General features: G+C 65.0%; 21 protein-coding genes. 13 read left to right on the top strand and 8 right to left on the bottom strand.

The window, feature by feature from the left end; translation table 11 throughout:
* Nucleotides 1-61: 61 nt before the first annotated feature.
* The 6 genes from PRN20_RS20880 to PRN20_RS20855 all read left to right on the top strand — a co-directional run bounded on the left by PRN20_RS20880 (nucleotide 62) and on the right by PRN20_RS20855 (nucleotide 5,525).
* Nucleotides 62-748, top strand: a complete 687-nt coding sequence (locus tag PRN20_RS20880) for a TetR/AcrR family transcriptional regulator (protein ID WP_273959568.1) — start codon at nucleotides 62-64, stop codon at nucleotides 746-748.
* An 80-nt stretch (nucleotides 749-828) separates the two neighbouring features.
* Nucleotides 829-2,712 (top strand): bifunctional sugar phosphate isomerase/epimerase/4-hydroxyphenylpyruvate dioxygenase family protein, encoded by a 1,884-nt coding sequence (locus tag PRN20_RS20875; RefSeq protein ID WP_273959567.1) that lies wholly within the window; start codon nucleotides 829-831, stop codon nucleotides 2,710-2,712.
* 148 nt (nucleotides 2,713-2,860) lie between these two features.
* Nucleotides 2,861-3,184, top strand: a complete 324-nt coding sequence (locus PRN20_RS20870; RefSeq protein WP_273959566.1) for a hypothetical protein — start codon at nucleotides 2,861-2,863, stop codon at nucleotides 3,182-3,184.
* Between the two features lie 222 nt (nucleotides 3,185-3,406).
* Entirely contained in the window at nucleotides 3,407-3,613 is a 207-nt protein-coding gene (locus PRN20_RS20865; RefSeq protein WP_273959565.1) for a cold-shock protein, read from the top strand.
* Between the two features lie 322 nt (nucleotides 3,614-3,935).
* Entirely contained in the window at nucleotides 3,936-4,286 is a 351-nt protein-coding gene (locus PRN20_RS20860; RefSeq protein ID WP_273959564.1) for a hypothetical protein, read from the top strand.
* Between the two features lie 111 nt (nucleotides 4,287-4,397).
* Complete coding sequence (locus tag PRN20_RS20855) at nucleotides 4,398-5,525, top strand: calcium:proton antiporter (RefSeq protein WP_273959563.1); 1,128 nt, start codon at nucleotides 4,398-4,400, stop codon at nucleotides 5,523-5,525.
* Between the two features lie 8 nt (nucleotides 5,526-5,533).
* Here PRN20_RS20855 and PRN20_RS20850 read toward each other — a convergent pair whose 3' ends face one another.
* Together PRN20_RS20850 and PRN20_RS20845 are read right to left on the bottom strand one after the other, a co-directional pair.
* The gene (locus tag PRN20_RS20850; protein WP_273959562.1) at nucleotides 5,534-6,082 is read right to left on the bottom strand and encodes an AAA family ATPase; all 549 of its coding nucleotides are present in this window, start codon (nucleotides 6,080-6,082) and stop codon (nucleotides 5,534-5,536) included.
* A 51-nt stretch (nucleotides 6,083-6,133) separates the two neighbouring features.
* Nucleotides 6,134-6,673 (bottom strand): NUDIX domain-containing protein, encoded by a 540-nt coding sequence (locus PRN20_RS20845; RefSeq protein ID WP_337956273.1) that lies wholly within the window; start codon nucleotides 6,671-6,673, stop codon nucleotides 6,134-6,136.
* Nucleotides 6,674-6,716: 43 nt separating this feature from the next.
* Here PRN20_RS20845 and PRN20_RS20840 point away from each other — a divergent pair, with 43 nt between their 5' ends.
* Nucleotides 6,717-7,424 (top strand): gamma-glutamylcyclotransferase, encoded by a 708-nt coding sequence (locus PRN20_RS20840; RefSeq protein WP_273959561.1) that lies wholly within the window; start codon nucleotides 6,717-6,719, stop codon nucleotides 7,422-7,424.
* A 2-nt stretch (nucleotides 7,425-7,426) separates the two neighbouring features.
* Here the strand turns inward: PRN20_RS20840 and PRN20_RS20835 are convergent, their stop codons facing one another.
* Nucleotides 7,427-7,738, bottom strand: a complete 312-nt coding sequence (locus PRN20_RS20835; protein ID WP_273959560.1) for a DUF1905 domain-containing protein — start codon at nucleotides 7,736-7,738, stop codon at nucleotides 7,427-7,429.
* 118 nt (nucleotides 7,739-7,856) lie between these two features.
* On the opposite strand from PRN20_RS20835, the gene PRN20_RS20830 reads away from it, so the two are divergent.
* Complete coding sequence (locus PRN20_RS20830; protein ID WP_273959559.1) at nucleotides 7,857-8,276, top strand: VOC family protein; 420 nt, start codon at nucleotides 7,857-7,859, stop codon at nucleotides 8,274-8,276.
* Nucleotides 8,277-8,294: 18 nt separating this feature from the next.
* On the opposite strand, the gene PRN20_RS20825 is transcribed toward PRN20_RS20830, so the two are convergent.
* On the bottom strand, nucleotides 8,295-8,882 hold the full coding sequence (locus PRN20_RS20825; RefSeq protein ID WP_273959684.1) for a winged helix-turn-helix transcriptional regulator: 588 nt from the start codon (nucleotides 8,880-8,882) through the stop codon (nucleotides 8,295-8,297).
* A 191-nt stretch (nucleotides 8,883-9,073) separates the two neighbouring features.
* Here PRN20_RS20825 and PRN20_RS20820 point away from each other — a divergent pair, with 191 nt between their 5' ends.
* On the top strand, nucleotides 9,074-10,303 hold the full coding sequence (locus PRN20_RS20820) for an MFS transporter (protein WP_273959558.1): 1,230 nt from the start codon (nucleotides 9,074-9,076) through the stop codon (nucleotides 10,301-10,303).
* Between the two features lie 54 nt (nucleotides 10,304-10,357).
* Here PRN20_RS20820 and PRN20_RS20815 read toward each other — a convergent pair whose 3' ends face one another.
* Complete coding sequence (locus PRN20_RS20815) at nucleotides 10,358-10,738, bottom strand: hypothetical protein (protein WP_273959557.1); 381 nt, start codon at nucleotides 10,736-10,738, stop codon at nucleotides 10,358-10,360.
* Between the two features lie 143 nt (nucleotides 10,739-10,881).
* Here PRN20_RS20815 and PRN20_RS20810 point away from each other — a divergent pair, with 143 nt between their 5' ends.
* The 3 genes from PRN20_RS20810 to PRN20_RS20800 all read left to right on the top strand — a co-directional run bounded on the left by PRN20_RS20810 (nucleotide 10,882) and on the right by PRN20_RS20800 (nucleotide 13,106).
* Nucleotides 10,882-11,904, top strand: a complete 1,023-nt coding sequence (locus PRN20_RS20810; protein WP_273959556.1) for an LLM class flavin-dependent oxidoreductase — start codon at nucleotides 10,882-10,884, stop codon at nucleotides 11,902-11,904.
* A 39-nt stretch (nucleotides 11,905-11,943) separates the two neighbouring features.
* Nucleotides 11,944-12,525 carry an SOS response-associated peptidase gene (locus tag PRN20_RS20805; protein ID WP_273959555.1) on the top strand — a complete coding sequence of 194 codons (582 nt, stop codon included), beginning with the start codon at nucleotides 11,944-11,946 and terminating at the stop codon, nucleotides 12,523-12,525.
* Nucleotides 12,526-12,722: 197 nt separating this feature from the next.
* On the top strand, nucleotides 12,723-13,106 hold the full coding sequence (locus PRN20_RS20800; protein WP_273959554.1) for a hypothetical protein: 384 nt from the start codon (nucleotides 12,723-12,725) through the stop codon (nucleotides 13,104-13,106).
* A gap of 19 nt (nucleotides 13,107-13,125) precedes the next feature.
* Here PRN20_RS20800 and PRN20_RS20795 read toward each other — a convergent pair whose 3' ends face one another.
* The 3 genes from PRN20_RS20795 to PRN20_RS20785 all read right to left on the bottom strand — a co-directional run bounded on the left by PRN20_RS20795 (nucleotide 13,126) and on the right by PRN20_RS20785 (nucleotide 16,091).
* Nucleotides 13,126-14,145: a TerC family protein gene (locus PRN20_RS20795; RefSeq protein ID WP_273959553.1), complete on the bottom strand. Its 1,020-nt coding sequence runs from the start codon at nucleotides 14,143-14,145 to the stop codon at nucleotides 13,126-13,128.
* Nucleotides 14,146-14,291: 146 nt separating this feature from the next.
* The gene (locus PRN20_RS20790; protein WP_273959552.1) at nucleotides 14,292-15,539 is read right to left on the bottom strand and encodes an NAD(P)/FAD-dependent oxidoreductase; all 1,248 of its coding nucleotides are present in this window, start codon (nucleotides 15,537-15,539) and stop codon (nucleotides 14,292-14,294) included.
* Between the two features lie 63 nt (nucleotides 15,540-15,602).
* On the bottom strand, nucleotides 15,603-16,091 hold the full coding sequence (locus PRN20_RS20785; protein ID WP_273959551.1) for an Lrp/AsnC family transcriptional regulator: 489 nt from the start codon (nucleotides 16,089-16,091) through the stop codon (nucleotides 15,603-15,605).
* Nucleotides 16,092-16,193: 102 nt separating this feature from the next.
* Here PRN20_RS20785 and PRN20_RS20780 point away from each other — a divergent pair, with 102 nt between their 5' ends.
* Nucleotides 16,194-18,560 (top strand): transketolase, encoded by a 2,367-nt coding sequence (locus tag PRN20_RS20780; RefSeq protein WP_273959550.1) that lies wholly within the window; start codon nucleotides 16,194-16,196, stop codon nucleotides 18,558-18,560.
* The last annotated feature ends 115 nt before the right edge of the window (nucleotides 18,561-18,675 follow it).

The raw sequence follows: 18,675 nt of genomic DNA, 5'->3' as shown, positions 1-18,675 counted from the left end.
AGATGTACGAACTGGTTAGTTTAGTCAATCTCTCCCCCGGGAGGGACGGGGAGCAGGACGCATGGCGGCCAAGACGGCAGGATCCGAAGCGCAGGCGGACAAGGCGCAGGTGCGCACTCAGGACCCCGAAGGCACGCGCCACAACATCATCGAGGTCGCCTCGGAGGAGTTCGCGCTGAACGGCCTGTCGGGCGCGCGCATTGACGAGATCGCCGCGCGCACTCGTTCGTCCAAGCGGATGATCTACTACTACTTCGGGGACAAGGAGGGGCTCTACCTCGCCGTGCTCGAGAACGCCTATCGCAAGGTGCGCGAAGGCGAGGCCAAGCTCGATATCGACGGGCTGTCGCCGCTCGATGCCTTGCGCAGGCTGGTGGAGTTCACCTTCGACCATCACCACAAGCATGAGGATTTCATCCGCATGGTGATGATCGAGAACATCCACCACGCCGAGTATCTCGAGAAGTCGAAGGTCATCCGCCAGCTCAACGTCACCGCCATCGGCACGATCGAGGCGCTCTACGAGCGCGGGGTCAAGGAGGGGCTGTTCCGCACCGGGCTCGACCCGATCGAGTTGCACTGGCAGGTGAGCGCGCTGTGCTTCTTCAATGTCTCGAACCGCGCCACGTTCTCAAAGCTCTTCGGCCGCGACCTCAGTACCGCCAAAGCCCAGGCCTCGCTGAAGCGCAACTCGGTCGACATGGTGCTGCGCTACGTCGTGCGACCGGAGAAGCTGCCCAAGGAATAGCCCCGGCACGGTCGACTTGACCGCAACCCGATCGGCCTCTACCGATTATGTACGAACTAGTTCGTTTATCGGAGGGGACGATGAAGACCTCGATTGCCACGGTCTCGATCAGTGGCGAACTCCCCGACAAGCTCTCGGCCATCGCCCGGGCCGGCTTCAATGGCGTCGAGATATTCGAGAACGATTTCCTCGCCTTCGACGGCAGCCCGGCAGACGTCGGCAGGATGGTTCGCGACAGCGGGCTGGAGATCAGCCTGTTCCAGCCGTTCCGCGACTTCGAGGGCATGCCGGCCTCGCACCGGCAGAGGACCTTCGATCGAGCGGAACGCAAGTTCGACATCATGCAGGAACTGGGCACCGACCTGCTTCTCGTGTGCTCGAACGTCTCGACCCTGGCGCTCGGCGGCATCGATAGGGCGGCCGACGACTTCAGGGAACTCGGCGAACGCGCCCAGAAGCGCGGCTTGCGCGTCGGCTACGAAGCCCTGGCATGGGGCAAGCACATCAACGATCACCGCGACGCCTGGGAGATCGTGCGCCGGGCCGACCATCCGGCCATCGGCCTCGTGCTCGACAGTTTCCACAGTCTGTCTCGCCGCATCGACATCAACTCGATCCGCTCGATCCCCAAGGAGAAGCTCTTCATCGTCCAACTGGCCGATGCCCCCCAGATCGACATGGACCTGCTGTACTGGAGTCGCCACTTCCGCAACATGCCCGGCGAGGGCGACCTGCCCGTGGTCGACTTCACCGCGGCCGTGGCCGACACCGGCTATGACGGCTATTTCTCGCTCGAGATCTTCAACGACCAGTTCCGCGGCGGCTCCGCGCAATCCATTGCGGCGGACGGTCATCGCTCCCTTATCTACCTCGGCGACCGCGTCCGCCGCCTGACGGGGGCTGGAACCTCGCAGATCGAAGCGATCCCGGACCGTATCGACGTTAAGGGCGTTGCGTTCGTGGAGTTCTCCGCCGACGAGGCCGATGCGCTCAACCTCGGCGTGCTGCTGACGACTCTGGGCTTCACGAGGCTCGCCGAGCACCGTTCTAAGAAGGTCGCCCTCTTCCAGCAGGGCGATATCCGGATCATCATCAACACCGAGAGCTCCGGCTATGCCCATGCGGCTTTCAAGGCGCACGGAACGTCGGCTTACGCCGTCGCCCTCGTCGTCGACGATGCCAATGCTGCCTTGGCACGGGCACTTGCGCTCGGCGCCGAGCCGTTCAGGCAACCCGTCGCCCCCGGTGAACTGGAAATTCCCGCAATTCGCGGCATCGGCGGAAGCCTGATCTACCTCGTCGATGACGCCAGCAACCTGGGTCGCTTCCACCAGATCGACTTCGATCCGATCGGCCTCGACTTCGAGGAGCTGCCCCGACCGGCAGGCCTGAAGAGCGTCGATCACCTGGCGCAGACCGTCCCGTACGACCAGATGCCGACATGGCTGCTGTTCTACACTTCCATCTTCCGAGCTGACAAAACCCCGGTAGTGGACATCGTGGATCCCTCCGGCGTCGTCCGCAGCCAGGTGATCGAGAACGCGTCCGGGACCCTTCGCATCACCATGAACGGGGCCGAGAACAACGCCACGCTTGCCGGCCACTTCCTGGCCGAGAAGCTAGGTTCGGCAGTCCAGCACATCGCCTTCGCCAGCAGCGACATCTTCGCCAGCGCAACTGCGCTCGAGGCAAACGGCTTCCGGTCGCTGCGGATATCGCCCAACTACTACGACGACGTAGAGGCTCGCTTCGGCCTCGAGCCCGAGTTCACCGAGCGGCTGCGATCGCACAACATCCTCTACGACCGCGATGATCACGGCGAGTACCTGCAGCTCTACAGCACGACCTTCGGCGAGGGCTTCTTCTTCGAAGTCATCGAGAGACGCGGCTACCGAGGCTACGGCGCCGCCAACGCCATCTTCCGCATCGCAGCCCTGAAGAAGGACATCCGGCGGGCGACCTGATAGCCGCTTCAAGGAAATCCGCACCTCTCCGTCCGCTTCGCGCCGGATGCGGTCACTCGCGACGGCCACATTTGCGTATTCAGCGGTTGTTTTGAAACAATCTTGCGAGCTCCCCTCTCACTGAGTAACGATGCCCTAGGGGGCAATCATGTACTTCTGGGTCAACGCACTGCAAATCGCTGCGGCCTGTCTGTTCTGCGGCTTTCTTGCCACGCACAGTTACGCGCTCGCCGTCACTGTCTGCGCCATGCAACTCTTCGTGGCCTGGCTGGGCGGCTGGTTCAACGTGATGGACGGATACGGTCTGGCGATGCTGATCCTGCCGACGGCCCTCGCCGCTGCCGGCGCCTGGCTCGGGGCCTACCTGCGCCGCCGGCAGAAGGAGTTCGACGCCGCGAACACATTCGTGCCGCCACCGCCCCCTCCCGGCTGGACTCCGCGGCGTCGCCGGCGTCGCTCCGATACCCGCTGAGCATCGTCCGCGGCTGCGCCATCGGGCCGCAAGCGGTAGATTTGCCTTGCAATTGGCGCAAGAGCTGGCCAAAGACAGAAATACGCTTCGCTGTCACTCGATACCTTTGGGCCCTGGCCCGCGGAACTCCTTGATATCGTGAACGTTTAGGCCGGGCTGGCATGTTGCCAGTTGGGAACGGGTGTCGCGTTTGCGACCCACATATCAGGAAAGGCGCCTCACATGATCGAAGGCACCGTCAAGTTCTTCAACACCACCAAGGGTTTCGGCTTCATCCAGCCCAACGATGGCAGCAAGGACGCATTCGTCCACATCAGCGCCGTAGAGCGCTCGGGCCTGTCGACCCTCAACGAGGGCCAGAAGGTGAGCTACGAGCTCCAGACCGGCCGTGACGGCAAGGTCTCGGCGACCAACCTGTCGCTGCTCTAAGCCTCGCGCCACAGCGCACCTGCTCTTTGAGGCCACGGACCGACACCGGTCCGTGGCCTTTTCGCGTCCGGGCATCACCCCTTGGGCGAATCGCAATGCACAGGACCCAGGCCCACGCACCGCTCACCCTTCATCCGCCGTCATCCCCGGGGATCGACCCGGGGACACATGCATGGAGCGGCCCGCCACAATTCGCCTAAATCAAGCTCGGCATTCGACTATCAGTTGCTCCCTCCCGCACCGCGAACGATCAACGCTTTCGCTGTTCACTCGGCCAGCCCACCAGCGCCGGTCCGCCAGAGGCGGCCGTAGGAGACGAGCCATGATGCGCCCCCTGCCCCTAGCCGGACTTGCCTTGCTCACCCTGGCCGCGCCGGCCCTCGCCCTCGAATGCCCGATCCCGGCACAGATCGACAACGCCGCAACCTCGGCGAGCGTCGCCAAGGTGCTGACGCCCGGCATCGACCTTCAGGCGCCCAATGCCGTCGAGGCCGCCATCTTCGATCTCAAGCAGGCCGGCGTCCCCGAGGACATCATCCTCGACAACCTAGTCGCCAGCTACTGCCAGACGGTCGCCGCCGAATCCGGTCTCTCCGAAGATCAGAAATCGCAAAAGCTCGAGACCTTCAGCAAGTCCACCGAACCGCTCGTCTTCGCTGACGCGCCGGACTGACGCCGCACGCCATAGCGCCTCGCCGGTACTTGCAGTGAGCCTTGGGCCTAACCGAAACTGAGCGCCACCTGCATTGACGATGTTGCCCGAAGTTCCAGTCCGAGGAACGACATGACGAGCGCCAGCAGCATCAAACAACCGGCGCCCTGGTTCCGCGACGCCGGGGTCATCCTGCCGGTCGTGGCGCTTTGCGTCGGTATCGTCTTCCAGGTCCTCGACGCCGGCGGAATGCACTCGCCACTGGCCGTTGAAGCCGTGCAGGGCATTGCGCTCCTCGGCCTCGTGTTCTGGACCGTCTTCGTCGCACTGCGCCACGCCGAGGCAATCGCCCACAGGGTCGGCGAACCCTACGGCACGCTGGTCCTCACCTTCGCCGTCACAGCCATCGAGGTATCGGTGATCGTCGCCGTGATGCTGCACGGTGAACCAAACCCCACCCTCGCACGCGAGTCGGTGTTCTCGACCGTAATGATCGTCTGCGGCGGCGTCATCGGCCTCTGCCTTACCCTCGGCGGCTGGCTGCACGGGCACCAGGAGCTGAAACGCCAGGGGACGAGCGCTCTGCTCGCCGTAGTCATGGCCCTGTCGGCGTTGACCCTGATCATGCCCAATTTCACGCTGACCGGCACCGGGACCTATTCCACCCTGCAACTCGTCTTCGTCAGCCTCCTCTGCCTGCTTCTCTATGGCACGTTCATCCTCGCGCAGATGACGCGCCATCGCGACGACTTCGTCGAAGAGCGGACCAGCCCCCAAGTCGAAGAGCCGGTTCCCCCCGGCCGCGGCCTCGTGGCGAGCTTTGCGCTGCTCATGGCCGGGCTGATCGGCATCGTCCTGCTTGCCGAGCACCTGGCCGCCGGCCTCGAAACCAATCTCGAGGCCCTTCACATTCGACAGCTCGATGCGATCATCGGCGCCTTCATTGCGACTCTGGTGCTCATGCCCGAGATGGTGTCGGCGGTTCGCGCGGCTCTCGGCAACGACCTTCAGCGCGCCATCAACATCGCGCTGGGTTCAGCCTGCGCCACCATCGGGCTGACCATTCCGGTCGTGGCCGCCGTCAGCCTCCTCACCGGCAGCGAACTGACGCTTGGTCTCAAGGCGGGCGACATGGTGCTGCTGGTCCTCGCACTCGCCATCAGCATCGTCAGCTTCGGAACCGGCCGAACCACGGTCCTCACCGGCGCGGTCCACCTCGTCGTCTTCGTCGCCTTCCTGCTCCTGATCGCCGTTCCCTAAGCCGGGTATCAGCCGATGCCGAGCTGGCCAAGGCGCGCCACCCGCTCCTGCCGAGCTCCCGCTACCTCGACGACCTGCGGGCCATCGACCAGAAGCCCCAGGTCATCTTCGCGGAGCATCGTCTTGAGCCGCGCATCCACCCGCAGCCTGAGCTTGGGGAACTCGATCGAAACCGTTATGTCGTCGGGTCGCCTCAGCGGAACGAACACCACTCGATCGAGGCTTGCGAGTGCCTTCTCGATGCGCACGAGAAGCTTGCCATCCGGGCTCCACTCAAAGCCTTCCCCTGCGCTGACCACGTCGAGATATGCGAGGAAATCCAGCGGACACCGGTCGAAGACCACATTCGTCTCGCTCGTCTCGAGGATCAGCGAACAGCTCTGCTTCAGTTGCTCCTCGAGGTCCGCCACCGATGGCCCGTCAGCGAACACCACCCCCTGCTGCGCCAACAGCCAATAGGGCTCCGCAACGTGCTCGTAGTGCGGGTTTGCGATGCAGAAATCCTCGATGAGCGTGGTCTTCCCGCTCCCGTGTGTCCCCGTCACCGCTATCCGCATGATCACGCCCTCCGTGTCGGCCCTCTTGCCACCACACACGGCGCAAATCCACTACCCGAGAAGGCCAACCAGTGCATCCACCAGCGGTTGCTGACCCTTGTGGAGCTTGCCTCGCGCTTCATCCAGGCTGAACCACTCCGCCCGATCGACTTCGGGAAAGCTCTGGCGATGCCCCGACTGGGGCGGCCATTCGAGTTCGAACGTGTTCGAGGTAAGGTTGGCCGGGTCGAAGTCTCCTTCGAGAGCGAAAGCAATCAGCATCTTGCTGCCAGAGATGCGAAACTCCCCGAGCGGCACGAGCGGACCATCAGGAAGCACCCCAACCTCCTCGGCAAACTCCCGCCTCGCCGCCGCCGCCCGATCCTCGTCAGCCTCGATCAGTCCCTTGGGAATGGACCATGCCGCAACATCCTTCCCGGCCCAGAACGGTCCCCCCGGATGGACAAGCAGCACCTCCCGCCCCCTCGCGCCGAGGCGATGCAAAACGATGCCGGCTGAAGTCTCAGGCATGCAGCGACCTCCCATCGTTGGCGCAGCCGGAGCCATTTCCGTACCACGAGTCCACTTGATCCAGCGGCGCGTGGCCGTCATATCCCGCGCCATCCTGCGGGGGGCACCCGCAAGGAGATGGACGATGCCCACTATTCGTCCCGAAATGGACCTGACCGCCGAACTGGTGGCCCTGGTCGAGCGCACCGAGCCCGATCCCGGCCCGCCGCCCGGCACCCGCGAACCGACCAACGACGAACTCCGCGACATGGCGGAGCGCGTCCTCGCTCAACGTCCAGCCGGCCCGATCTGGCTCTTCGCCTATGGCTCGCTGATCTGGAAGCCCGAGCTCGAGCACCTCGAAACCCGCCCCACCCTCGCGCGTGGCTGGCACCGTCGCTTCTGCATGCGGCTGACACGCTGGCGCGGCACCCGCGAAGTGCCCGGGCTGATGATGGCGCTCGATCACGGCGGCTCCTGCGCCGGCCTCGCTTACCGGCTGCCCGACGCAGATCCGCTGGAGCAGATCACGCGCCTGCTGATCCGGGAGACGGACGACGCCCGCCCGACCAACGTGCCGCGCTGGATCCGTCTGGAGACGCACACCGGGCCGATGGAAGCGCTGGCCTTCGTCGTCTCGCCCCTCGGCGCCAACTATGCCGGCAGGCTGCCGCACCCCGAGGTGGCTCGCACCCTCGCCCGCGCCGCAGGTCATTGGGGCTCGGGCGCGCAGTACCTCCACAACACGGTCGATCGCCTCGCCGCCCACGGCATCCGCGACCGCAACCTGTGGACGCTGCAGTCCATGGTCGCTGACGAAATCAGGATGCTCGCACTGCCCCGCGCAGCGTGACGCTAGAGGTCGGGCTCGCGCATGCGGGCCCGGCCGATCGTCATCTCGACGCTCACCTCGTCGTCCACCGTCACCCCGATCCGCCTGCGCACTGCGTCCTTGAGCGGCAACAAGTAGGTATCGCCCTTGGGAAAGAGCGACGTCTCGAAGGTCACGCCCTCGATCGTCGCCTCAACCGGGATCACGCCCCAGCCATAGCTCGCGGCCCGCTTCACCTTGCCGATCTCGGCCCCGATCTCAGGCGGTATCCGGGCATAGAAGAACGGCGCAGGTCCGCGCCACTCGATCACGACAGCACTGAAACTGAGCTCCATCGCCCTGCCCTCCGGTCGGCTTGATGCATGGCGCAGCCTACGTCGATTGCCGCCCACCGCGTCAATATCCGGTCACGCCGCGTCGCTACGGTCTGGCCCGCAACGTAGGAGGACCACAATGCCGACGCGCCTCAATCCCTATCTCAGCTTCGACGGCAACGCCCGCGAGGCCATGGAATTCTACAAGTCTGTGTTCGGTGGCGAGCTCACCGTCAGCACTTTCGCCGAAGGCGGCATGCCGCACGATCCTGCCGACAAGGACAAGGTTATGCACTCGCAGCTCGAGGCGCCGAACGGCTACTGGCTGATGGGTGCCGACACGCCGCCCGGCATGCCATTCACGGCTGGCAACACCATGACCGTATCGCTGAGCGGCGACAACGACGCCGAGCTCCGCGGCTACTGGAGCAAGCTCTCCGCCGGCGGCAACATCATGATGCCGCTCGAAAAAGCCCCTTGGGGAGACAGCTTCGGGATGCTGACCGACAAGTACGGCACGCCCTGGATGGTCAACATCGCAGGCGCCGGCAACGCCTGACCGAGAGCAAGGAGGAGCTCAAGAGCCCCTCCTTTCCTGACAAGGCCCGAAACGGCTCACGACCGGCCCCTCATCGGTGGGGCCGTCCAGCGACTCCACTATGCGAAGGGAGCTTACCCACCCGCTATCGACTTGCCAGCGTCCATCCCGGTTCAGTTCGGCCAGCACCGACCTCTTCGGTTGCTGCGCGCCCAGATGCAGATGACGCAACTCGTCCATGAAATCCTCCCACATCGGGGGGCCACCCTCCTGGAGCGCGATCGAGCGCGCCGCCAGCTCCGGTGCCGCCCGCAGATGGCGAACGCCCCAGTTGCCGAGCGCGACCATGACAGGCATCAGTTCAATCGCCTTCTCGGTCAGGCTGTAGATCGTACGCTGCTTGTGAGCAGGATCAGGCGCACTCGTCACCAGCCCCTCCTCTGTCAGCCGCTTCAGCCGGTCAGCCAGGATGTTGGTGGCGATCCCCTCGAGCGAGTTCCCATGCAGGTCGCGATAGGTCCGGAGGTTGCCGAACATGATGTCGCGCAACACCACCAGGCTCCATTTGTCGCCTAGCACTTCAACTGACAGGTTTATGGGACAGCCCGAACGCCGATCCATGCGCAACTCCATTCCGCTTGCACTTTACAAGCGGTTTAGCTCACGGTAAACCACTTGCACTTCACAAGCAGTTAAACTGAGGCATTGACTTAACTATCGGAAGAGCGTTAGTTAAGCCATCGCTTAAGTGCGTAACGTATGTCGATTTGACGGCCTCCCCTTCGTCTAGGAGGCAGAGTGTCCCTGAGGAGGTTGCCATGAATTCCCGATACGGCTGGGTCGTCGTCGCGGCCGGCGCAGTCATCACCTGTCTGGCGATGGGCGCCATGTTCTCGTTGCCCGTCTACCTGCAACCCATTGCCGACGAAACCGGCTGGTCCCATGCCGGAATCTCCGGAGCCATGACAGTCGGATTCATCGTGATGGGCGTCGCCGGCTTCGGCTGGGGCACGCTCAGCGACCGGATCGGCGCGCGGCCCGTGGTCCTCATGGCCGCCCTTCTCCTCGGCGCGGGACTCGTTCTCGCCAGCCAGGCACGCGACCTTCTGGTCTTCCAGTTCGCCTACGGCGGACTCGTCGGCGCCTCCGGTGGTGCCTTCTTCGCACCGATCATCTCGACGACGCTCGGCTGGTTCGACAAGAACCGCAGCCTGGCCGTGTCTCTTGTGTCCATCGGCGGCGGCGTCGCCCCGATGGTCATCACTCCATTCGCCAGCGTCCTCATCGGGCAGTACGGTTGGCGCAGTGCCATGCTGATGATCGCTATCGGCGCGCTGGTCGTCGTCATCCCGGCAAGCCTGCTCATCCGCCGCGCTCCAGCCGTCCTGGCAGGCCCCACGCCCGAGGCCCCCGGCGAAGCGACTGCTCCTGCCAGGCGCAGCTCGATGGGCTCGGTGCTCCGCACCCCGCAGTTCATCGTTCTGGCCACCACCTTCTTTTTGTGCTGCGCCGCCCATTCGGGCCCGATCTTCCACACCGTGAGCTACGCCATGCTCTGCGGCGCCCCCGCTCTTGCCGCTGCGAGCATCTACAGCGTCGAAGGCGTCGCCGGGCTTTTTGGCCGCGTGATCTTCGGCACACTGGCGGATCGCCTTGGCGTCCGCCGCGTATTGGTCGCCGGCCTCGCCCTCCAGGCGATCGGCATCTACTCCTACATCTACGTGTCCGAACTGCCGCACTTCTACATGCTCGCCGTCGTTCTCGGCATGGCCTATGGCGGCGTCATGCCCCTCTACGCCGTGATCGCCCGCGACTACTTCGGTCCGAACGTGATGGGCACCGTGCTCGGCGCCGCGACCATGACCTCGAGCATCGGCATGGCCTTCGGCCCGCTCGGCGGTGGCTGGCTCTACGACACCTTCGGCACCTACCACTGGCTCTACATCGCCTCGGCCGCGGTCGGCCTCGCAGCAGCCGCAATGGCCCTCGCCTTTCCACCGCCAAGGAAGACGAGCGACGACCAGCCCGGCACGCTTCAACCGGCCTGACCGAGTATCAAAAGGGGCCACTCAGGGCCCCTTTTCCATTGCCGGCAGAAGGCCTCAGGCCACCTCGGCCTCGACCTCAGGCGCCTGCTGCGCGAGGACGATCTCGCCGTTCCCATCGATGAAATCGTCGAACAACACGGTCGTCCGCTCCTCGGTGCCGACTACGACCGCCATCTGCCCCGGCCCCCTCAGCCGGCGGATCGGAGCCGATGGCTGGTCGACGTTGAAGCTCACCGAGTAGTGCCCACCGGCCAGCGTCGTGAACGGCAGCCCCCGCCAGGTTGCGGTCGAAGTCAGGTGCACATGCCCGGCGATGACCTGCCGGACATCCGGATGCGTCTTCAGCGTAGCGATGAACGCATCGGGCTCCAGCATGCGGATGTCGTCCGAGCCGATATGGAGCGCATTGGCATTGTGATGGAGAATTACGATCACCGGCCGGTCCATGGCCTCAGCCAGCCGCGCCCTCAGCCAGTCGATCTCCCCGCGCGATGACTGCTGCGTGACAGCTGTGGCGTCGTCCCGAGGAAAGGAGTACCGCCGTTGACCGACGCAACCAGGAACCCCGGCGCATACCCATGAAGAAGATCGGCTTTCTCTCCTTCGGCCACTGGACGCCCTCGCCCCACTCGCAGACCCGCTCCGCTGCCGACACTCTGCTCCAGTCGATCGAGCTAGCGGTCGCGGCCGAGGAACTCGGCGCGGACGGCGCCTACTTCCGCGTCCATCACTTTGCGCGCCAGCTCGCCTCCCCCTTCCCGCTGCTCGCCGCGGTCGGCGCGCGCACGAACCGCATCGAGATCGGCACCGCCGTCATCGACATGCGCTACGAGAACCCGCTCTACATGGCCGAGGACGCCGGTTCGGCCGATCTCATTGCCGGCGGCCGGCTGCAGCTCGGTATCAGCCGCGGTTCGCCTGAACAGGTGATCGAAGGCTGGCGCTACTTCGGTTATGCCCCGGCCGAGGGCGAGACCGACGCAGACATGGCCCGCCGCCACGCTGAAGTGTTTCTCGACATCATCCAGGGCAAGGGCTTCGCCGAGCCCAATCCGCGCCCGATGTTCCCCAACCCGCCCGGGCTGCTCCGCCTCGAGCCGCACTCCCCCGGCCTGCGCGATCGCATCTGGTGGGGCGCGGCGACAACGCCGACCGCACAATGGACCGGCAAGATGGGCATGAACCTGCAGAGTTCGACCCTCGTCATGGCCGAATCCGACAAGCCGTTCCACGTCCAGCAGGCCGAGCAGATCGCAGCCTACCGCGCCGCCTGGAAGGAGGCCGGCCACGAGCGCGCGCCCCGCGTGTCGGTCAGCCGCTCCATCTTCGCCATCGTCAACGACCTCGACCGCAACTATTTCGGCGGCGACGGCGAGAGCCAGGACCACTTCGGCTACATCGAACCCGGCAAACAGGCCGTCTTCGGCCGCAGCTACGCCGCCGAGCCCGACAAGCTCATCGAACAGCTGAAAGAAGACACGGCCATCGCCGCCGCCGACACCCTACTCCTCACCGTCCCCAACCAGCTCGGCGTCGCCTACAACGCCCACGCCATCGAAAGCATCCTCAAGCACGTGGCCCCGGCGCTGGGGTGGAGGTAGCCTTCCAGCGACTACACCCTCGGAGTAGCCTCAGCCTCCATGTGCAACTCCTACGAGCAGCTCGTCACCTATGCCCAGTACCGCGACGCCGTCCGCGCTGCGGAGCTGGCGACACCCGCGTCTGAGTCAGAATCTGACCTCCCGCAGTCCGACAACATCCGCATCGGCGACATGGGGCCGGTGCTCCGCGCTGCCGGCAATGGTGTCGAGCTTGTGCTCATGCGGTTCGGGTGGCCCGCGCCGCGGCCCAAGGCGGCGCCGGTGTTCAACTTCCGGTCCGATGGGAGGCATTTCGATGGCTCGAAGCGCTGCATCATCGTGCTGTCAGGATTCTTTGAGTTCACCGGCTCGAAATCCCCCAAGACCAAGCACCGGCTCCGCCTCAAGGATTCGCCGGTGATGGGCATAGCGGGCCTCTGGAGCGAGGATGCGGATGGCGCGCTCAGCTTTACCATGCTCACCGCCCCGCCCGGCCCGGATATAGAGCCCGTTCATGATCGGCAGGTCTGCGTCCTGCGCCCCGATCAGTGGGCCGATTGGCTGTTCCTGCAACGGCCCGAGGCCGAACTGCTCACCCCGCTGCCGGCCGGCACGCTCATCGTCGAGATCGTCCGGCCCTAGCACGCTGACCGCAAGCAGCACCAACCTTGCGCGCCATCCAGCGCAGTACATCGCGAAGCCGTGATTGCGCCCTTGCGCAACCCGACCTCCGGTCCCGCTGTTAGGGAGCAGCGCCCGGGGCTCGGTTTCCCTCCCGGCCGTGCCCCGGTGTCGCTTCAGACGACGACAGGAACGTCCTCGTTCCGAAAGGAGGCGTCATGAAAGCCGCGCTTCTCGCCTTGGGCTTCGCCTTGCTTCCCGCCACCGGCCTGGCCCAGCCCCCCGGCGAAGGAACCACCCACACGTTCGTCGACCCCGAGTTCACCCGTACGATCTTCTGCGACACCTATTTCGAGGTGCTCGCCATCGCCACGGCGGATGATCCGGCGATCGTCTATGCCAACTTCATGGCGCGTCGAAATGAAAAGAATGAGCCGGTCTGCGCCGCAATCGCGCCGACCGGCTTCATCGTCGATGTCCGCGAGCTCGGCATCATGGTCCGCGGGGAGCAGCGCTACGACGCCTGGGCCGTGGAGACGCGCATCGGCACCGCCACGGGCTTCGCGCTCTATCTCGAACGGCGTCACGACATCGTCGCGTGACGCCGCCCGATGGGCAGGATCAGGGTTCGATACGGCCCTGATGCGGCGCTTCCTCGGCATTTGCCTCGGGCTCGCCGCGCGTCTTCCACAGCGAGTAGAGCACGCCGCCCGCAAGCACGCCGATCGTCACCACCAGCGACAGGAGCGTGTCGATCTTCACGCCGAACGGTACCAGGGCCACCTTCGCGCCGATCAGCACCAGCACGATGGCCAGCGAGACCTGCAGGTAGCGGAAGCGGTTCATCGCCGCCGCCAGCGCGAAGTAGAGCGCACGCAGGCCGAGGATGGCGAAGATGTTCGACGTGTAGACGATGAACGTGTCCTGCGTGACCGCGAACACCGCCGGCACGGAGTCGACGGCGAAGATCAGGTCGACGGTCTCGACCATGATCAGGGCGACACCGAGCGGCGTGAGGAAGGTCACGATCTTGCCGGTCTTGGTGTCCGGCAGCTTGGTCAGGAAGTGGTGGCTGTCGATCTTGTCCGAGATCCGGAAGTGCTTGCGCAGGAACTTGAGGATCGGGTTGGCCTCGATGTGATGCTCTTCGTCCTTGTGCGTAAACAGCCTGACGCCAGTGAAGATCAGGAACGCGCCGAACAGCACCAGGACCCAGCTGAACGAGTGCACCAGCGCCGCGCCGAGACCGATCAAGACCGCGCGGAACACGATCACGCCCAGGATACCCCAGAAGAGCACCCTGTGCTGGTAGATGCGCGGGATGGCGAGGAAGCTGAAGATCGTCGCGATGACGAACATGTTGTCCATCGCGAGGCTCTGCTCGATCAGGTAGCCGGTGTAGAACTCGAGCCCGGCTTCGGCACCGCGGCTGAACCAGACCCAGATGCCGAACAGCACCGCGACGAAGACGTAGCCCGCATAGAGCGTCAGGCTCTCCTTGGCGGAGATCTCATGCGCGTTGCGGTTGAGGATGCCCAGGTCGAAGACCAAGAGGCCAATGACGATGGCGAGGAACGCCACCCAGAAGTAGACGGGAGTACCAAGGAAGTCGCCCATCAGGGCGCTGAGCAGCATATCCATGCCGGACCTCTCCATGAAAACGTTGGAGCAGTTCCGACATCACGGGGCTTAGAAACGCCGCCGTCAGAGGGGCCCGGTAACCGCCCGCTGAACGTAGCGAGTGTTTTGCCAGCTTCAAGCCCCCATCCAGCGACAAAATGCGGCAGTTACCCGAAACGCCTGGGGGAAAATGCCGTGGGATTCACGAACGGAGCCTCGCCGGTGATCATCTCGGCGATCAGCCGGCCCGTTGCCGGTCCGAGCGTCAGCCCGTGGTGAGCATGCCCGAATGCGAACCACAATCCCTTGTGGCGCGGCGCCGGCCCGATGATCGGCATCATGTCCGGTGTCGCCGGCCGTGCCCCACGCCAGGGTTCGGCATCGAGCCGCTCGCCCAGGCCCGGGAAGAGTTCCCGCGCCTCCGGTTCGTCCCGATCGATCTGCACCGGCGTGGACGGCGCGTCGCGCAGCGCGAACTCGGCGCCGCTGGTCAGCCGGATGCCGCGCACCATCGGGGTCAGCAGGTAGCCGTATGAGGCGTCGAGAATCCAGTTCGTCAGCGGGTTCCGTGCCGGTTGCACATAGTGCATGTGGTAGCCGCGTTTCACGCCGAGCGGCAGCCGATAGCCCAGCAGGCTCGTCAGGTCGCCTGCCCACGGACCGAGCGCAATCACCGCGTCCTTGGCCTCGACAAGGCCGTCGGACGTACCGACACGCCAGGCCGCGCCGTGCTGCTCGAGGCCGAGCGCCTCGCCGGTCACCGTCCGGCCTCCAAGCGATTCGAACAGTTCGCGATACTTCACCACCAGCCCGCCCGGATCGCGGACGCTCCACGGGTCGGTCCAGTGCAGCGCCCCCTCCAGCGGCACGCCCAGCCCCGGTTCGCGCCGCACCATCTCCGCTCCGGTGAGTTTCTCGTGCCGCACGCCGAACTCGCGGCTCATCCATTCGGCCTTGCCGAAGGCGTCGTCGCGCATCGCCGCATCGCGATAGAGCTGGTACCAGCCCTTCTTCTCGATCAGGTGCCCGGCGCCCGACTTCTCGATCAGCGGCGCGTGCTCGCTGATCGAGGCCGCGATCAGCGGAGCATAGTCGCGCACGATCCTGAGGTAGTTGTCTGAGCGGGAGTTCCACCAGTATCGCGCGAGGAACGGCGCGATCCGCGGCAGCGCTGCGAGGTGGTAGTGCATGTCCGTACGGTTGTTGAGACCGTAGGTCAGCAGCTTGTCGATCCCCTGCGGAAAAGGATGCGGCATCACCCCTTCGCGCTGGATGAGCCCGGCATTGCCGTAGGAGGTCTCCTCCCCGGCCCCGCGCCTGTCCACCAGCACGGTCGCCCTGCCCCGCATCTGCAGGTGCACCGCCACGCTGACGCCCACGATCCCTGCGCCAAGAACGATGCTATCGGCCTGCATGACTCACCCGAAATACCCTATCGGCGTACAGCTTTAGCGTTGTTTGCCGTTGTCGTAACTGCGTCAGATCGGCAGCACCCGCGAGTATTTCACCTGGCCTAGCGAAAAACTTGATTCGATCGAGCTCACTCCCGCCACCTGCGTCAGCTTCTCGCGCAGGAACGCTTCATATGCGGCAAGGTCGGCGCAGACAACGCGCAGCATGAAGTCGAACTGGCCGGTCATCAGGTAGCACTCCATCACCTCGGACCAGCCGGCAATCGCGGCGCCGAACCGATCGAGCTCTTCGGCCCGCTGCCGTTCAAGCTTGATCGAAATGAACACCGACACCGGCAGGCCGACCGCCTTCTGGTCCACCACGGCGCTATAGGCGGCGATGATCCCGGCTTCCTCCATCTGCCGGATACGGCGCAGGCAGGGCGAGGCCGAGAGCCCAACCCGGTCGGCGATGGCCTGAATCGTCATCCGGCCATCCTCCTGCAGCGCGCGGAGGATACGGCGATCGACGACGCTCAGCTCGGTTTTGGCAGAATTCACTAATCTGGTGGGCATTTCGCTCTGAATCCTGCGCGCGACGATGGCGTGACGGTCACAATAGGCAGGAAACACCCCAACGGCTAGTGCACCGTTAATGTCAGACATTTGGGAGGGTACATGTCGACGGAGCGTATTGCCCTGATTGAGGCACTGGCTGGGAAGGCCCTGTGGTTGTCCAATTGGATGATCCATCACGCCAACCATCTTCGCCCCAATCCGGACGGAGTGAAGGTCGGTGGCCACCAGGCCTCTTCCGCCTCGATGACAGCCATCCTGTCGGCGCTCTACTTCGGCATCCTCAAGCCTGAGGATCGCGTCGCGGTGAAGCCGCATGCCGCGCCGGTATTCCACTCGATCCAGTACTTGTTCGGCAAGCAGAGCCTCGACAAGCTGAAGGCATTCCGCGGCTACGGTGGTGCGCAGTCCTACCCGTCGCGCACCAAGGATACCGACGACGTCGATATCTCCACCGGTTCGGTCGGCCTCGGCGTGGCGTTCACCGCCTTCGCCTCGATGATCCAGGACTACGTGCGCGCCAAGCCATGGGCGAAGAAGCGCGCCGAAGGGCGGATGATCGCGCTGGTCGGCGACGCCGAGCTCGATGAGGGCAACGTCTACGAGTGCCTGCTCGAAGGCTGGAAGCACGGCCTCCGCAACACCTGGTGGATCATCGACTACAACCGCCAGAGCCTTGACGGCGTGGTGCGCGAGGGACTGTACGACCGCATCGAGGCGATCTTTCGCGCCTTCGAGTGGAACGTCGTGACGCTGAAGTACGGCGCCAAGCAGCGCCGCGCCTTCGCCGAACCCGGCGGCGAGCGGCTGCGCGAGTGGATCGACGCCTGCCCCAATGCGCTCTACTCGGCATTGATGTTCCGTGGCGGCGCCGCCTGGCGCGAGCGGCTCACCGACGAGATCGGCGACCAGGGCTCCGTCACCGCCCTGCTCGAGCGTCGCACCGATGCCGAACTGGCCGAACTGATGGCCAATCTCGGCGGCCACTGCATCGAAAGCCTGCTCGAGCAGTTCGAAGGCCAGACCACCGACAAGCCGACGGTGTTCATCGCCTACACCGTCAAGGGCTGGGGCACTCCTCTCGCCGGCCACAAGGACAACCACGCCGGGCAGATGACCGGCGCTCAGATCGAGAGCCTCAAGGCCTCGATGCGGGTCCGTGAAGGCCACGAATGGGACCGGTTCGAGGGGCTGCAGCAGTCCGAACGTGAACTCGAGGCCTTCCTCGATGCCGTCCCGTTCAACACCACGCAGTCGCGACGGCTTGTCAGCCCGGCCGTCCCGGCGCTCGGACCGCAGTTCGTCGGACCTGGCGCCACCTCCACGCAAACGGCGTTCGGCAAGATCCTCGATGCCATCGCCAAGACAGACAGTGAGCTCGCAAAGCGGATCGTCACCACATCGCCCGACGTGACGGTCTCGACCAACCTCGGCACCTGGGTGAACCGCCGGCATCTGTTCGCCAATCACGAGATGGCGGACATCTTCCAGAAGGAGCGGATCCCGAGCGCGCAGAAGTGGCAGTTCACGCCCGACGGCCAGCACATCGAACTGGGCATCGCCGAGATGAACCTGTTCCTGCTGCTGGGTGCAGCCGGCCTGAGCCACTCGCTGTTCGGCGAGCGGCTGCTGCCGGTGGGCACGCTCTACGACCCGTTCATTTCCCGCGGCCTCGATGCGCTGAACTATGCCTGCTACCAGGATGCCCGGTTCCTCCTGGTCGCCACTCCTTCCGGCGTATCGCTCGCCGGTGAAGGTGGCGCGCACCAGTCCGTCGGAACCCCGCTGATCGGCATGGCACAGGACGGTCTCGCCTCGTTCGAGCCTGCCTTCGCCGACGAGCTATCGGTGATCATCGACTGGGGCTTCGACTACATGCAGCGCGACGGCAGCGACCGAGCCGATCTGGCCGACTGGCCGCGCGACGTCTCCGGCGGCTCGGTCTACCTCCGCCTCTCGACCCGCACGATCGAGCAGCCGCCGCGTGAGGTCACGCCGCAGCTCGCCAACGACATCATTCGCGGCGCCTACTGGCTGGTGCCGCCGACGCCGAACTGCGAAGCGATCATCGCGTACCAGGGTGTGCTGGCCAGCGAAGCCATCAAGGCTGCCGGCATGGTTGGTGGCGACCGTCGCAACGTCGCGGTCCTCGCCGTCACCTCTGCGGATCGCCTGAATGCCGGCTGGCACGGCGCCCAGCGCGCCCGCCTGCACGGCGATCTGGATGCCACCTGCCACATCGAGGGCCTGCTGGCCGAGGCGCCGGATACCGCGGCCCTTGTGACGGCCATCGACGGGCATCCGGCCACGCTCGCCTGGCTCGGCAGCGTCCGTGGTCATCGCGCCATCACGCTGGGCGTCGAGCACTTCGGTCAGACCGGCACCGTGACCGATCTTTATCGGCATTTTGGCATCGATGCCGAAGCCATCGCCAATGCCTGCCGCACCCTGTTCGGCGGAAGGCGATGAGAGCTATCCAACTGTTCTGCCATGGCTTTTCGCCACGGAGAGCTTTTTGCTATCGCCCGGGAACAAACGTCTTGCCAAGCCGGGCCAGAGTTGTCAGACATATGTCATATGGCAG

The organism is Devosia sp. ZB163 (assembly GCF_028613635.1).
Classification (GTDB): domain Bacteria; phylum Pseudomonadota; class Alphaproteobacteria; order Rhizobiales; family Devosiaceae; genus Devosia_A.
This window is presented reverse-complemented; position numbering and strand designations above follow the sequence as displayed.